This window comes from Catellatospora sp. NPDC049133, assembly GCF_040648455.1.
Classification (GTDB): Bacteria; Actinomycetota; Actinomycetes; order Mycobacteriales; family Micromonosporaceae; genus Catellatospora; species Catellatospora aurea.
The window spans coordinates 250,300-262,898 of record NZ_JBEZDT010000001.1 but is presented as its reverse complement, the minus strand read 5'-3'; the positions used below and the strand labels follow the sequence as shown (position 1 = coordinate 262,898).

General features: G+C 73.9%; 15 protein-coding genes. 4 read left to right on the top strand and 11 right to left on the bottom strand.

The window, feature by feature from the left end; genetic code table 11:
• Nucleotides 1-2: 2 nt before the first annotated feature.
• Nucleotides 3-404 (bottom strand): ATP-binding protein, encoded by a 402-nt coding sequence (locus AB0B35_RS01235; RefSeq protein WP_361039241.1) that lies wholly within the window; start codon nucleotides 402-404, stop codon nucleotides 3-5.
• A gap of 104 nt (nucleotides 405-508) precedes the next feature.
• On the opposite strand from AB0B35_RS01235, the gene AB0B35_RS01230 reads away from it, so the two are divergent.
• Nucleotides 509-1,507, top strand: a complete 999-nt coding sequence (locus AB0B35_RS01230; RefSeq protein ID WP_361039239.1) for a chlorophyllase — start codon at nucleotides 509-511, stop codon at nucleotides 1,505-1,507.
• Nucleotides 1,504-2,214, top strand: coding sequence for a 4'-phosphopantetheinyl transferase superfamily protein (locus AB0B35_RS01225; protein WP_361039236.1), 711 nt, complete (start codon nucleotides 1,504-1,506; stop codon nucleotides 2,212-2,214). The genes AB0B35_RS01230 and AB0B35_RS01225 overlap by 4 nt, the downstream gene beginning before the upstream one ends.
• Here AB0B35_RS01225 and AB0B35_RS01220 read toward each other — a convergent pair.
• The 6 genes from AB0B35_RS01220 to AB0B35_RS01195 form a co-directional block, all read right to left on the bottom strand.
• On the bottom strand, nucleotides 2,193-3,644 hold the full coding sequence (locus tag AB0B35_RS01220; RefSeq protein ID WP_361039233.1) for an SDR family NAD(P)-dependent oxidoreductase: 1,452 nt from the start codon (nucleotides 3,642-3,644) through the stop codon (nucleotides 2,193-2,195). The two genes, AB0B35_RS01225 and AB0B35_RS01220, sit on opposite strands and share 22 nt — an antisense overlap.
• A gap of 169 nt (nucleotides 3,645-3,813) precedes the next feature.
• A complete protein-coding gene (locus AB0B35_RS01215) occupies nucleotides 3,814-4,038 on the bottom strand; it encodes a ferredoxin (RefSeq protein ID WP_361039231.1) in 225 nt (74 codons plus the stop codon).
• Nucleotides 4,035-5,273 carry a cytochrome P450 gene (locus AB0B35_RS01210; RefSeq protein ID WP_361039229.1) on the bottom strand — a complete coding sequence of 413 codons (1,239 nt, stop codon included), beginning with the start codon at nucleotides 5,271-5,273 and terminating at the stop codon, nucleotides 4,035-4,037. Before AB0B35_RS01210 ends, AB0B35_RS01215 begins: the two co-directional genes overlap by 4 nt.
• An 85-nt stretch (nucleotides 5,274-5,358) precedes the next feature.
• A complete protein-coding gene (locus tag AB0B35_RS01205) occupies nucleotides 5,359-6,492 on the bottom strand; it encodes a serine hydrolase domain-containing protein (RefSeq protein ID WP_361039226.1) in 1,134 nt (377 codons plus the stop codon).
• Nucleotides 6,489-7,100 (bottom strand): TetR-like C-terminal domain-containing protein, encoded by a 612-nt coding sequence (locus AB0B35_RS01200; protein WP_361039224.1) that lies wholly within the window; start codon nucleotides 7,098-7,100, stop codon nucleotides 6,489-6,491. The genes AB0B35_RS01205 and AB0B35_RS01200 overlap by 4 nt, the downstream gene beginning before the upstream one ends.
• Before the next feature lie 43 nt (nucleotides 7,101-7,143).
• Nucleotides 7,144-7,317: a hypothetical protein gene (locus AB0B35_RS01195; protein WP_203696223.1), complete on the bottom strand. Its 174-nt coding sequence runs from the start codon at nucleotides 7,315-7,317 to the stop codon at nucleotides 7,144-7,146.
• 210 nt (nucleotides 7,318-7,527) lie between these two features.
• Here AB0B35_RS01195 and AB0B35_RS01190 point away from each other — a divergent pair, with 210 nt between their 5' ends.
• Entirely contained in the window at nucleotides 7,528-8,289 is a 762-nt protein-coding gene (locus AB0B35_RS01190) for a class I SAM-dependent methyltransferase (protein ID WP_361039221.1), read from the top strand.
• A gap of 133 nt (nucleotides 8,290-8,422) precedes the next feature.
• Here AB0B35_RS01190 and AB0B35_RS01185 read toward each other — a convergent pair whose 3' ends face one another.
• On the bottom strand, nucleotides 8,423-8,992 hold the full coding sequence (locus tag AB0B35_RS01185; RefSeq protein WP_361039219.1) for an XRE family transcriptional regulator: 570 nt from the start codon (nucleotides 8,990-8,992) through the stop codon (nucleotides 8,423-8,425).
• A gap of 65 nt (nucleotides 8,993-9,057) precedes the next feature.
• Here AB0B35_RS01185 and AB0B35_RS01180 point away from each other — a divergent pair, with 65 nt between their 5' ends.
• On the top strand, nucleotides 9,058-10,293 hold the full coding sequence (locus AB0B35_RS01180; protein WP_361039217.1) for a benzoate/H(+) symporter BenE family transporter: 1,236 nt from the start codon (nucleotides 9,058-9,060) through the stop codon (nucleotides 10,291-10,293).
• Here the strand turns inward: AB0B35_RS01180 and AB0B35_RS01175 are convergent.
• The 3 genes from AB0B35_RS01175 to AB0B35_RS01165 all read right to left on the bottom strand — a co-directional run bounded on the left by AB0B35_RS01175 (nucleotide 10,181) and on the right by AB0B35_RS01165 (nucleotide 12,550).
• The gene (locus AB0B35_RS01175) at nucleotides 10,181-10,930 is read right to left on the bottom strand and encodes an alpha/beta hydrolase (protein ID WP_361039657.1); all 750 of its coding nucleotides are present in this window, start codon (nucleotides 10,928-10,930) and stop codon (nucleotides 10,181-10,183) included. The two genes, AB0B35_RS01180 and AB0B35_RS01175, sit on opposite strands and share 113 nt — an antisense overlap.
• A 202-nt stretch (nucleotides 10,931-11,132) precedes the next feature.
• On the bottom strand, nucleotides 11,133-11,816 hold the full coding sequence (locus tag AB0B35_RS01170) for a hypothetical protein (protein WP_361039214.1): 684 nt from the start codon (nucleotides 11,814-11,816) through the stop codon (nucleotides 11,133-11,135).
• The gene (locus AB0B35_RS01165; protein WP_361039212.1) at nucleotides 11,813-12,550 is read right to left on the bottom strand and encodes an ABC transporter ATP-binding protein; all 738 of its coding nucleotides are present in this window, start codon (nucleotides 12,548-12,550) and stop codon (nucleotides 11,813-11,815) included. Before AB0B35_RS01165 ends, AB0B35_RS01170 begins: the two co-directional genes overlap by 4 nt.
• Between the last annotated feature and the right edge of the window lie 49 nt (nucleotides 12,551-12,599).

Genomic DNA, 12,599 nt, shown 5'->3' with positions numbered 1-12,599 from the left:
GCTCAGCGCAGGCGGCACTCCAGCCAGACCACCTTGCCGGTGCGGCCGGTCACCACTCCCCAGCGGGCCGACAGGCCGTCGACGAGGCCGAGGCCGAAGCCGCCGTCCACCCCCGGCGAGCGCTGCTCCGGTGGTCGCGGGCTGCGGTCGGTCACCTCGATGCGCAGCCCCGCGGCGGTGCGGGCCAGCCGGATCGCGACCGCCCCGCCGCCGTGCAGCACGGCGTTGCTCACCAGCTCGGAGGCGAGGATGAGCGCGTCCCCGTCCGGGTCGCGCAGGTTCCACGCGCCGAGCTGGGTGCTGACGAACTGCCGGGCGAGGACGTTGCTGGCCCGGCCGCCCGGCAGCCGGATCGACGCGGCCGCCCCGGGCGTCCCGCCCCGGCCGTGCTTCGCTGATTTCACGGTCCACCCCCTGGTCTCGGCTTGGTCTCGGCAGGGATTCGGGGCCGGAGCGCATCCGGATGGGCGGCCTTGCCCGACCGGCTCGCGCCGGTAGAGTCGGCGGCGTGCCGGACCGTCGTGCCCCCCTCCGCCTGCTCGCGCTGTGCCTGGTGCTGAGCGTCGCCGCGTGCTCCTCGCCCGCTCCCGCAACGCCCGTGTTCACCCCGCCCAGCGGCACCGCCGCGGCGTCGGGCGCGCAGTCCGCCGCGCCGTCGGCGAGCGCGAGCGTGCGCCCGTCCGCGTCGCCGGTGGTGCGGGCCGCGCCGAAGAGCGCGCTGGCGGTGGGCGTACGCACGCTGAAGTTCACCCGCGGCGACCGCGCACTGCCCACCACGGTCTGGTATCCGGCGACTGGCAAGGCGGGCGGCTCGCCGCGCAAGGACGCCGCCGTCGCCGCCGGGCGCTTCCCGGTGGTGCTGTTCAGCCACGGCCTGCGCGGGCTGCCGACCTACTACCAGCAGCTCACCACCCGGTTCGCGGCGGCGGGTTTCGTGGTGGCCGCCCCGGCGTACCCGTTCACCAACCACAACGCGGACCCGTTCAAGCAGCTCGACATGGCCAACCAGCCCGCCGACGGGTCCGCGGTGCTCACCGCGCTGCTCAAGCTCGACGCGAAGTCGGGCGACCTGTTCGCTGGGCACCTCGACGGGGCCCACATCGGCGTCGCGGGCCACTCCGCGGGCGGGTACACGTCGGCGGGCATGCTGGCCAACAACCGCGACGCCCGGGTGGACGCGGCGATCGTGATCTCGGGCGGTTCGATGGGCGCGTTCAAGGGCGCCCGCACCCCCGTGCTGTGGGTGCACGGCGACGCCGACGCGGTGGTGCGCTACCAGGCCGGGCGGGACGCGTACAACGCGACGTCCTGGCCGCGGGCCTTCCTGACGCTGCTCGGCGGCGACCACGGCACGTTCCTCGGGCCCGGCGCGAAAGGCTTCGACCAGACCATCAAGACCATGACGGACTTCCTGCGCTGGGCGCTGTGGGGCGACGCCGCGGCCAAGGGCCGGCTGTCGGCCGACGGCAGCCGCGCGGGCGTGGCCAAGTTCGAGGCGAAACTGTGAACCTTCCGGGCGAGTGCCTGGTCTACTGGGCGGACCCGGCCGACGAGCAGCCCTGGCACCAGGGGCTGCTGAGCGAGGGCGAGCGCGCCCGGCGCGAGTCGCTGCGCCGGCCCGAGGACCGCGCCCGGCAGACGGTGGCCGCGGCGCTGCTGCGCCTGCTGGTCGGCCGGCACCTGGGCGAGAGACCCGCTGCGGTACGCGTCGAGCGCGCGTGCACCACCTGCGCGGTCCCGCACGGCCGGCCCACCGTGCCGGGCGGCCCGGACGTGTCGGTGTCGCACTCGGGCGACCGGATCGCCGTCGTGCTGAGCCTGGCCGGGCCGGTCGGCGTCGACGTGGAGCAGGCCCAGCCGCAGCGCGACATCCTCGGCGTGGCCCGGCTGGCGCTGTCCGAGGCCGAGCTGGCCGCCTGCTCGCCGCTCGATCAGGACGGCTTCTACACGTACTGGACGCGCAAGGAGTCGGTGCTCAAGGCCACCGGCGACGGCCTGCGCGTGGCGATGACGAAGATCGAGGTGTCGGCTCCGGCGCAGGCCCCGCGCCTGCACCGCTTCGACGGGCGGCCCGAGGTCGTCGAGGCCGCCCGCATGTTCACCCTCGCGCCGGGCGCGGGCTACCAGGGGGCGCTGACCGTGCTCGGCACGCCGTCGGCGGTCACCGAGCACGACGCCGCCGAGCTGCTACGTCACCAGGGCGAGGGCTTGTAGTCCTTCAGGAAGCAGCCGAACAGGTCCTCGCCGAGCTCGCCGCGCACGATCGGGTCGTACACCCGGGCGGCGCCGTCGACCAGGTCGAGCGGGGCGTGGAAACCCGCGTCCGCCAGCCGGATCTTGGTCGGGTGCGGGCGCTCGTCGGTGATCCAGCCGGTGTCGACCGCGGTCATCAGGATGCCGTCGTCGAGCATCTCCCCGGCGCTGGTGCGGGTCAGCATGTTCAGCGCGGCCTTGGCCATGTTGGTGTGCGGGTGGCCCGGCCCCTTGTACTTGCGGCTGAACTGCCCCTCCATCGCCGACACGTTCACCACGTACTTGCGGCGCGCCGGGGACGCGGCCATCGCCGCCCGCAGCCGGCTGACCAGCACGAACGGAGCGGTGACGTTGCACAGCTGCACTTCGAGCAGCTCGATCGGGTCGACCTCCTGCACCACCTGCACCCAGCTGTTGCTGGGGTCGAGGTCGGGCACCAGGCCACCCGCGTCGATCGCGGAGCCGTCGGCGATGCGCTCCAGGCTCGCCCCGCCCGTGGTCAGCGCCAGCGACGTGATCATTTCCGGGCTCAGCTGCTGGTGCGGCATGGCCTGGATCGCCGCGGCGGCCGGGCTCGACCCGGTGTAGTGGCCGAAACTGATCAGCTCGGGCAGCGGCCCGTCCGGCAGCGGGGCCGACTCGGCCGCCAGTAGCTGCCCGTACGCCTGCGGCGACCGGCGCACCGTCTGCGCCGCGTTGTTGATCAGGATGTCCAGCGGGCCCTGCGCGGCGACGGAGTCGGCCAGGGCGACCACCTGGGCGGGGTCGCGCAGGTCGATGCCGACCACCCGCAGCCGGTGCAGCCACTCGGCGCTGTCCGGCATCGCCGTGAACCGGCGCACCGCGTCCGACGGGAACCGGGTGGTGATCGTCGTGTGCGCGCCGTCGCGCAGCAGCCGCAGCGCGATGTACATGCCGATCTTGGCGCGGCCGCCGGTGAGCAGCGCGCGGCGGCCGGTCAGGTCGGTGCGGGCGTCGCGGCGGGCGTGGTTCAGCTCCGCACACGGCGGGCACAGCTGGTGGTAGAACGCGTCCACCTGCGTGTAGCGGTCCTTGCAGATGTAGCAGGCCCGCGGCTGGCGCAGGTGGCCGGCGACGTCGCCCTTGGTGGGGGAGGTCAGCCCGAACACGCCCGCAGTCTCGTCGTCGATGCGCCCCGGCGCGCCGGTCGCGGTCGCCGCGGTCACCGCCTCGTCGGCGGCGAGGACCTCCTCGCGCTTGTCCCGGCGGCGCTGCTGCTTGACGGTCTTGAACAGCCGCCCCACGGCGCGGCGCACCGCCACGGCGTCGGGGTGCTCGGTCGGCAGGTTCTCGACCTCCGCCAGCACGCTCAGGCACGCCTCCAGGCGCGCGGCATCGATCCCGGTGCGCTCCTGCTCAGTGATCGTCATCCCGCTGCCCGTTCCGTGCTCGCCTGCAACCTCGCCCGGAAACTGTACGCAAACGCCCGCACGATGACCGAATCAGCCGCCGAACGCACCCCGTACTGTCGCCCATCTCACCGCTGGGCACCGTTCAGCCCGGCGGGGCCGGGCCGCCGGGCTGAACGGTGCGGATGGGTCAGACAGGGGCGACGGTGTCGCCGGTGGCGGGGTCGGTGACGAGGATGGCCTCGACGGGGCAGCAGTCGGCGGCGTCGCTGACCGCCTCGTCGGGGTCCACGAGGTCACGCAGCGGCCGGGACTTCTTGTCGGCCAGCTCGAAGTGCTCGGGCGCGGTGCCCGCGCACAGGCCCGACCCGATGCACCGGTCGCGGTCGACGGTGACCTTCCACTGCCCGCTCACCAGCGCACCGGCAGTTCCTTGAGTCCCCGGACCAGCATGCCCTTCTTCCACGGGAGCTGCTCCTCGGCGACGGCCAGTTCGAGCTTCGGGAAACGGGTGATCAGGGTGTGCAGCGCGACCTGCAGCTCCATCCGGGCCAGTTGCGCGCCGACGCAGTGGTGCGGGCCGTGCCCGAAACCGATGTGCGGGTTGCTCTCGCGGTGGAAGTCGAGCTCGTCGGGGTGGTCGAAGACCTTCTCGTCGCGGTTGGCGGAGGCGAGCGCGCCGAGCACCGGCTCCCCGGCGCGGACCAGCACGTCGCCGAGCATGACGTCCTCGGTGGCGTAGCGGGCGAACGCGGCGGCGGTGCCCAGCGGGATGTACCGCATCAGCTCGTCGACGGCCGCCGGGATCAGCGACGGGTCGGCGCGCAGCTCGGCCAGCCGGTCGGGGTTGGTGAGCAGCACGTACACGAAGTTGGGCAGCTGGGTGACCGTCGTCTCGTGCCCGGCGGCCAGCAGGCCGGCCGACAGTTGCACGAGTTCGGCCTCGGTGAGCCGGTCCTCGTCCTCGTCGCGGGCCTTGACCATGGCGCCGAGCAGGTCGTCGGTCTCCTGGACCCGGCGCTGGGCGATCAGCCCGGCGATGTAGGCGTGCAGGTTGCCCAGGTACTCCATGATCTGCTGCGGGGTGAGCGAGGTGGTCGAGATGATGGCCTCGGACCACAGCTGGAACCGGTCGCGGTCGGCGAAGGGCACGCCGAGCAGCTCGCAGATGACGGTGACGGGCAGTGGGGTGGCGAAGTGCTCGACCAGGTCGGCGGGAGAGCCGAGCCGCTCCATGTCGTCGAGCAGCTGGTTGGCGATCTCCTGGGTGCGCGGGCGCAGCGTCTCGACCCGGCGGGCCGTGAACGCCTTGGCGATGAGCTTGCGCAGCCGGGTGTGCTCGGGCGGGTCCATCGCGAGCATCCCGGACTCGCCCTGGTGCGGGTGGGTGCGCGGCTCGTCGCGCCCGACACTGGCGGCCCGGCTGAACCGGGCGTCGCCGAGGACCATGCGCACGTCGTCGTAGCGGGTGGCGAGCCAGGCCTCCTCGCCGTACGGCAGACGCACCCTGGTCAGCGGCTCGCTGCGGCGCAGTTGCTCGTAGAGCGGGTTGAGGTTGAGCCGGTCAGGGTCCCCGAACGGATAGGTGCGGGCCGCCATGACTTCACTGCCGGTCGACATCGTCGCCCCCTCGTGTGCGTACGAATTCAACTCTATGGATGGTAGTGTGGGTCAGTCCCGAAGTCGATGCCCATTCTATGAAAAAGCCGGATATTCAAGGCGGTTCTGGGCGCGTTCACTCGCGGCTGATCCGGGACGGCAGCGTCGCCGGTGTCTCCTCCCGGACCGCCGAGATGATCATTTCGCGGAGCTGCTCCATCGGGTCGCCGTCGCCGACGGCCAGCGAGTTCTTCGTCGCCGCGATGGTCAGCCCCAGCTCGGGCAGGGCTCCGGCCAGGCTGCCGCCGATCCCGCCCACCTCGATCATCGGACCGTCCACCGCGTAGCCGAGCGTCCACCGCACCGGCATGCCGAACGTCCACTCCGGACCCCGGGTGACCGGTCGGGTCGCCTCGCGCAGCCGCGCCGGGGAGATCAGACGGACCCCGTCCACCTCGCCGAGCAGCGCCGCGAACATGCGGGCCGCCGCGCGGGCGGTGATGGTGCCGACGGCGGGCACCTCCGCGCGCAGGAAGGCGCGGTCGTTGCCCAGGTCGGCGTCCGGCCGCGCGCCGTGCGGCACCGCCCGGTCGAAGTTCGGCAGCTGCGCGCTGAGCTGCTTGAGCGCGTCCGACCAGCTCCGGTCGTCGAGCACGGCGAGCCGGTCAAGATCTTCATCGGGTACGCGGAGCAGCAGCTCGCCGGGCACGCCCAGCGGTGCGGCCACCTCGGTGGCGAGCACCTGCGACAGGGTGCGGCCGGTGGCCCGCCGGACCGTCTCGCCGACCAGCCAGCCGTACGTCCACACGTGGTAGCCGTGCGCCGTGCCCGGCTCCCACTCCGGCGCCGTGTCGGCGAGGATCGCGCACATGCGGCCCCAGTCGGCGAGGTCGGCGGTGGTCACGTCGGGCGGCAGCGCGGGCAGGCCCGCGGTGTGCGTGAGCACATGCCGCAGCGTCACGCCCGACTTGCCGTGGCGCGCGAACTCCGGCCACACCTCGGCCAGGCGCAGGTCGTAGTCGAGCCGCCCCTGCTCGGCCAGCACGTGAACCACGGTCGAGGTGAGCGCCTTGCCGGTGGAGAAGCTGAAGAACGGCGTGCCCGGGGTGACCGGCCGTCCCGTCGCGGGGTCGGCCACCCCGGCGACGGCGTCGACGATCGGCTCGCCGTGCAGGTACGCGGCGACCTGCACGCCGGTCTCCTGCCCCGAGCCGACGAGCTCGTCGACGCGCTGCTGCACACGCTGCTGGAGGAGGTGGTGCCGGTTCATGGTGCGGGGGTTTCCTCTCGGGGGGTGTCGCCGGGCGTCGCGGCCGGCCAGTGTTCGAGCAGCACGTGCAGCGCCTCGACGGACCGCCGCCACGACAGCTCCACATCGCGCGGGTGGCCGAAGCCGCCGGTCGCCTCCAGGCTCACGAACCCGTGGAACGTGCTGCGCAGCAGGCGCACCGCGTCGGTGAGATCGGGTTCGGACAGACCGTACCCGCGCAGCATGCCGTAGGTCAGCTCGTAGGTGCGCCGGAACGCCACCGGGTCGGCGGCCACGAGTTCCGGTGGCACGGGGAGTTGGGTGGCGGCGTACCGGCCGGGGTGGGCCAGGGCGTAGGCCCGGTAGGCGTCGGCGAAGGCGAGCAGCGCGTCGCGGCCCGATCGGCCCGCCACGGCCGCGCCGATGCGGTCGACGAGCTCGCCGCCGGCCAGCAGGGCGATGCGGTGCCGCAGGTCCTGCAGGTTGCGGACGTGGGAGTAGAGGCTCGCGTCCTTCACGCCGAAGCCGCGCGCCACCGCGGAGATGGTGACGCCGTCGAGCCCGGCGGTGTCCGCCAGGTCGGCCGCCGCCAGCGTCACCCGGTGCGCCGAAAGCCCTGCCCGTGCCATGAACCTAAGGATACTAGGTTTTAGCCTAGGATGGCTAGGTGATTCAGTCGACGTATGGCCGGACCAGGCCCGGGGCCGGCAGGTACGGCTCCCAGTAGACGATCTGCCAGGCCGCCTGCAGCGCGTCCTCGCACGGGTAGGTGTGCCCGCACCGGTCGCAGATGCCCTGCACCTGCATGTGGTGCTCGTTCCAGCGCTGGCGTCCCTCGGTGACCATGGTCAGGGCGCGGCTCTGAATCGCCGTCCGGCCGACGTAAGTCGTGCCGTGGGACGTGCGCCGGGCGTCGCTAGAGGATCTGGGTCGTGGCTGGGGCCTTGACATCAATCGTCTCCTGCCGTCATCCCGCATAACGCGCTACGGCACGTTAAGGTGCCGAGCTGTCGTAAACCCGTTGCCGGGGCAGGCGCCCTGCGATGGACTGGCCCCGTGAGATCGTTCGAAGAGTTGCTGGTGGAGGGCGCGAACGCGCCTGTCGACGGGTGGGACTTCGGCTGGTTCGCCGGGCGGGCCACCGAGCAGCGCCCGTCCTGGGGCTACGCGAGGCTGCTGGCCGAACGCGCCGGGACCGCGACCGCCGTGCTCGACGTGCAGACCGGCGGCGGCGAGGTGTACGCCGAAGTGCTGGCGCGCGCCCCGCGCCGACCGGCCACCGCCGCCGCGACCGAGTCCTGGCCGCCGAACCTCGCGCTGGCCCGCCGGGTCCTCGCCCCGCTCGGCGTGACCGTGGCCGAGGCCGCCGACGGGGCGGCACTGCCGTTCCCGGACGCGTCCTTCGACCTGGTGGCCAGTCGGCATCCGACGGTCACCAACTGGGCCGAGACGGCCCGGGTGCTCGCCCCCGGCGGGCAGTACCTGTCCCAGCAGATCGGCGCGGGCTCGATGCGGGAGCTGAGCGAGTTCTTCCTCGGCCCCGTCGACCCGGGCACCGGCCGCCTGCCGCAGACCCTGGCAGCTGAGGCGGAGTCCGCCGGGCTCGTCGTGACTGATCTGCGGCCGCAGGCGCTGCGCACCGAGTTCTACGACGTCGCGGCGGTGATCGTGTTCCTGCGCAAGGTGATCTGGACGGTGCCGGGCTTCTCCGTGGACAAGCACCACGACCGGCTGGCGGCCATGGACGCGCGGATCCGCGCCGACGGCCCGTTCGTCGCCCATTCTCAGCGGTTCCTGCTCGCCGCTCATCGGCCGTGATGCGCGGTCTTGTCCGGTGCGGGCAAGATCGCTGTTTCCGGTCGGAAAGTGAGGCCTGACCTCAGGTCCTGACCCGCAACAGCGATCGTCATCGCCGCGCCGCGCCGCGCCGCGTCGGGCGGGCGGGTGGGGGTCAGGGGCGCGGGTAGCGGATGAGGAGGCTCGCGTGGACGGGGTGGGCGCCGACGGCCTCGTAGAGGTGGGGGACGTCGGACCGCCAGGAGATGTGCTCGCCGGGGTGGGCGGTGAGGGGGGCGTCGGCGGGGCCGGCGCGCAGGACGCCGTCGAAGACGGTGATGTGCTCGGTCACCCCGGCGTGGTGCGCGGGTGAGTGCTGGACGGCGCCGGGCGGGACGACCATGCGGTACAGCTCGTAGGTGACCGCGTCGTCGTCGAAGACCTGCAGCAGTGTGGCTTCGACGGCGGTGCCGCGGACCACGCCCGCCTGCTGCCCGGACAGCAGCGCGGTGATCGGCACGCCGAGCGCGGCGGTCACCGACCACAGGGTGTCCAGGGTCGGGTTGCGGGTGCCGTTCTCCAGCCCCGACAGCGTCGCCTTGCCCACGTTCGCCCGCCGGGCCAGCTCGGACAGCGAGATGCCGGCGGCCTCCCGCAGCTGGCGCAGCCGCGGGCCGACGCCCTCGGCACCGGGCTCCAGGGCCGAGGGCGGGCTGCTGCGGACGGTTGCCGGACGCGCGCTCATGGGGCTATCGTGCACCACGGACGTCCGTTCCGTTTGCGGAACGATGATGGGAGCGAGGAGCACACGTGGGCAGAGGAGTGCTGCAGCCGGTGCTGGCCGGGGTGGTCACGGCGGTGGTCGGGTTCGCGAGCACGTTCGCCGTGGTGCTGGCCGGGTTGCGGGCGGTCGGCGCGGACTCGGCCCAGGCCGCGTCGGGCCTGCTGGCGGTATGTGTGGCCGGCGGCGCGACGGCGATCGTGCTGGGCCTGCGGCACCGCATCCCGATCAGCATCGCCTGGTCCACCCCGGGCGCGGCGCTGCTGGCCGCCACCGGCGCGGTCGACGGCGGGTTCGCCGCCGCCGTCGGCGCGTTCGGAGTCACCGGCGCGCTGATCATCGCGGCGGGGCTGTTCCCTGCGCTGGGCCGGGCGATCGCGGCGATTCCGCGGCCGATCGCGGCGGCGATGTTGGCGGGCGTACTGCTCGACCTGTGCATCGCCCCGGTGCGCGCGCTGGTCGACGTGCCGCTGCTCGCCGCGCCGATCGTGCTGGTGTGGCTGGTACTGAACCGCTTCGCGCGGGCCTGGGCGGTGCCCGCCGCGCTGGCCACGGCCGCGGTCGTGATCGTGCTGGACTCCCCGGGCGCGCTGCGCGGAGCCGCCGCCGCGCCGCAGGTCGTGCTCACCGCGCCGGTGTTCACCTGGCAGGCGCTGGTGAGCCTGGCCGTGCCGCTGTTCCTGGTCACCATGGCCTCGCAGAACGTGCCGGGCATGGCCGTGCTGCAGGGGTACGGCTACACCCCGCCGCTGCGCGGCGTCCTGCTCGGCACCGGGGCGGCGACGGCGGTGGCCGCGCCGTTCGGCTCGCACGCGGTGAACCTGGCGGCCATCACCGCCGCGCTGGCCGCGGGCCCCGACGCGCACCCGGATCCGCGGCGGCGCTGGATCGCCTCGGTGACCGCGGGCGCCGGCATGATCGTGCTCGGGCTGGGCGCGAGCGCCGCGACGGCGTTCGTGCTCAGTTCGCCGCCGCTGCTGATCGAGGCGGTGGCGGGCCTGGCCCTGCTCGGCGCGCTCGGCGCGGCGCTCGCGTCGGCGACGGAGCAGGAGCGGGGGCGGGAGGCCGCGGTGGTCACCTTCGTGGTGACGGCGTCGGGCGTGGCGCTGCTCGGGATCGGGGCGGCCTTCTGGGGCCTGCTGGCCGGCGGTCTCATGCTGCTGCTGCGCCCAGGAACGACTCCACCGTCGCCGCGAACACCGCCGGATCGTCCACCCACGGAAAGTGACCAGACGCCGGCTGCACCGTCAGCCGTGCCGAGCTGAGCCGCTCGGCCAGCGCGCGTACGGCGTGGCGGGTGGGCCAGATGTCGTGCTCGCCGACCACCAGCAGCATCGGCGCGGCGAGCCTGGCCAGCCGGTCCACCAGCGCCGGATCGGGCTCGTAGCCGGCGTAGAAGCCGTCGGTGGCGGGCTTGGCGAACTCGGCCGGCTCGGCGGCGGCCTGCGCCTTCGCGGCGTCGTTCCACTGTCCGTACAGCAGCGGGGCGGACAGCCACCGCAGCCGTTCGAGGTCCTCGTCGTCGGCTGCTTCGGCGGTAAGTGCGGCGGCGGCGTCGTCGATCCACGGCTCGTGCGAGCGCTCGGCCAGCACGTGCGCCAGGTCCAGATCGGACGGCAGCCCGAGCACCCGCAGCGACGGGTCGACGACGACCAGGCGGCGCAGGCGGTGCGGATGCCTGTCGGCGTACAGGAAGCACACGCCGCCGCTGGCGGAGTGGCCGAACAGGTCCATGGTGGGAAGGCCCAGGTGGGCGCGCAGCGCCTCGACGTCGTCGGCGATGCGGTCCACCCGGTAGCTCGCCGGGTCGGCGGGCACGGCCGAGTCCCCGGTGCCCCGGTTGTCGAGCAGGATCAGTGTCCGCGTGGCCGACAGCCCGCCGAGTTCCCCGAGATACCGCACCGCCTGCCCCGGCCCGCCCGGCACACACATCAGCGGCGGCCCGTCCCCGCACACCCGGTAAGCGAGCTCGGTCCCATCCCATGATCGAAAGCGCTCCACCCACCCCATCCTGCCAGCCCACCCCTGCCGCAACTTTTAAGGAGTCGCGCCTTGGGCGGCGGGCTGATGCCGCGACTCTTCAAGAGTCGCGGCAGGTGGCGGGTCAGGGGCGGGTGTGGCGGAGGTGGGTGTAGGCGCAGGCGGTGGCGGTGGTCCAGAGGAGGGCGTGGGTGGTGAGGGTCAGGGCGGTGAGGGTGGGGCCGCCGGAGGCGGTGTAGCGGGCGGCCGCCATCAGCGGGGGCACCAGCCAGGGGACGGGGGAGCCGTGCAGGCCCAGGACGACGGCCAGGACGGAGCCTGTGACCAGGACCGCCGCACCCATTCCGGCGGTACGGGTGACCGCCCGGCTTGCCAGCGCGCCCAGGGCCACGGCCGGTCCCAGTGCCAGCAGGTGCACGCCGAGTCCGATGAGGACGGCGCGGCCGACGGTGCCGTCGGGGTCGACCTCGACGGCTTGGAACACCCAGGGCGCGGCGAGCGCGACGGCGATGGTGCCGAGCCCGGCCACGGCGGCGGTCAGCAGCCCGGCGACGGTCTCGCGCGCGGCGGAGCCGATGGCCACCCGGGCCAGCCGGCGCTGCACGTCCGGCTCGACGTCGAGCAGGATCTTCGTCTGCCAGGCCAGCACGGGGAAGGCGACCAGGGCGGAGACGCCGTACGCCTCACCGGGCTCGGCCTGCCCGCCGCCGTAGAGGATCGACAGCGCGGCGAGGGCGGCGATCAGGGGCGCGACGGCCCGGCCGGTGCGGACGAAGCCGTTCAGCCGCATCCGGGTCAGTGCGATCACGAGCCGACCTCCTCGCGTACCCGCAGCACGTGGTGGCCCTGTTCGCGCAGGCGCGCGACGGCGCCGGCCAGGTCGGCGGCGCTGACCGCCACCTCCACGACGCAGCGCGGGCCGGTGTCGGCGGCGGCGGTGCTCAGCGTGCCGTCGGCGACGGTCCACGTCGCCGCGCCCGGCAGCCGCACGGTCTCCCCGCGGTGGTCGCTGACCAGCACCGACCCGCCCCGCGCGGCGACCTCCAGCACGATTCCGGGGACCAGGTCGCGGGTCGCGGCGTCCAGGCCCTCCCACGGCTCATCGAGGATCAGCAGGTCCGGCGGGACGAGCAGGGCCTGCGCCAGGCCGACCTTCTGCGCGGTGCCCTTGGACAGCTCGGGCAGCTTGACGTCGCGGAACTCGCCGAGCCCGAACCGCTGGACCCACTCGTCGACGGCCCGCCCGGTCGCTGCAGGGCCGAGCCCGCGCACCGCGGCCATGGCGCGCAGGTAACCGTCGACGGTGCTCGGCTGGTCGGCGGGGAAGCGCTCCGGGACCCAGCCCACCACGGCGGGACGGTCGCGCACCCGGCCCTTGGCCGGGCGTAGCACCCCGGCGACGAGCTGGAGCAATGTGGACTTGCCTGCGCCGTTGCGGCCCAGCACCACCACGATGCCGCCGGGCTCCACCCGGGCCGTGACGTTGCGCAGGACCCACGGGCCGCCGCGGCGGTAGCGCAGCCACACGTCGTCGAGATGCACCGGGCGATTGTGCCACCGGCGGCGGCGTACCAGCCATGAGTGATCTTCG

Bases quoted from the DNA above. Each gene is read 5' to 3' on its own strand.
- AB0B35_RS01220 (WP_361039233.1), bottom strand. From the start codon at position 3,644: ATGACGATCACTGAGCAGGAGCGCACCGGGATCGATGCCGCGCGCCTG.
- AB0B35_RS01205 (WP_361039226.1), bottom strand. From the start codon at position 6,492: ATGAACCGGCACCACCTCCTCCAGCAGCGTGTGCAGCAGCGCGTCGAC.
- AB0B35_RS01200 (WP_361039224.1), bottom strand. From the start codon at position 7,100: ATGGCACGGGCAGGGCTTTCGGCGCACCGGGTGACGCTGGCGGCGGCC.
- AB0B35_RS01195 (WP_203696223.1), bottom strand. From the start codon at position 7,317: ATGGTCACCGAGGGACGCCAGCGCTGGAACGAGCACCACATGCAGGTG.
- AB0B35_RS01185 (WP_361039219.1), bottom strand. From the start codon at position 8,992: ATGAGCGCGCGTCCGGCAACCGTCCGCAGCAGCCCGCCCTCGGCCCTG.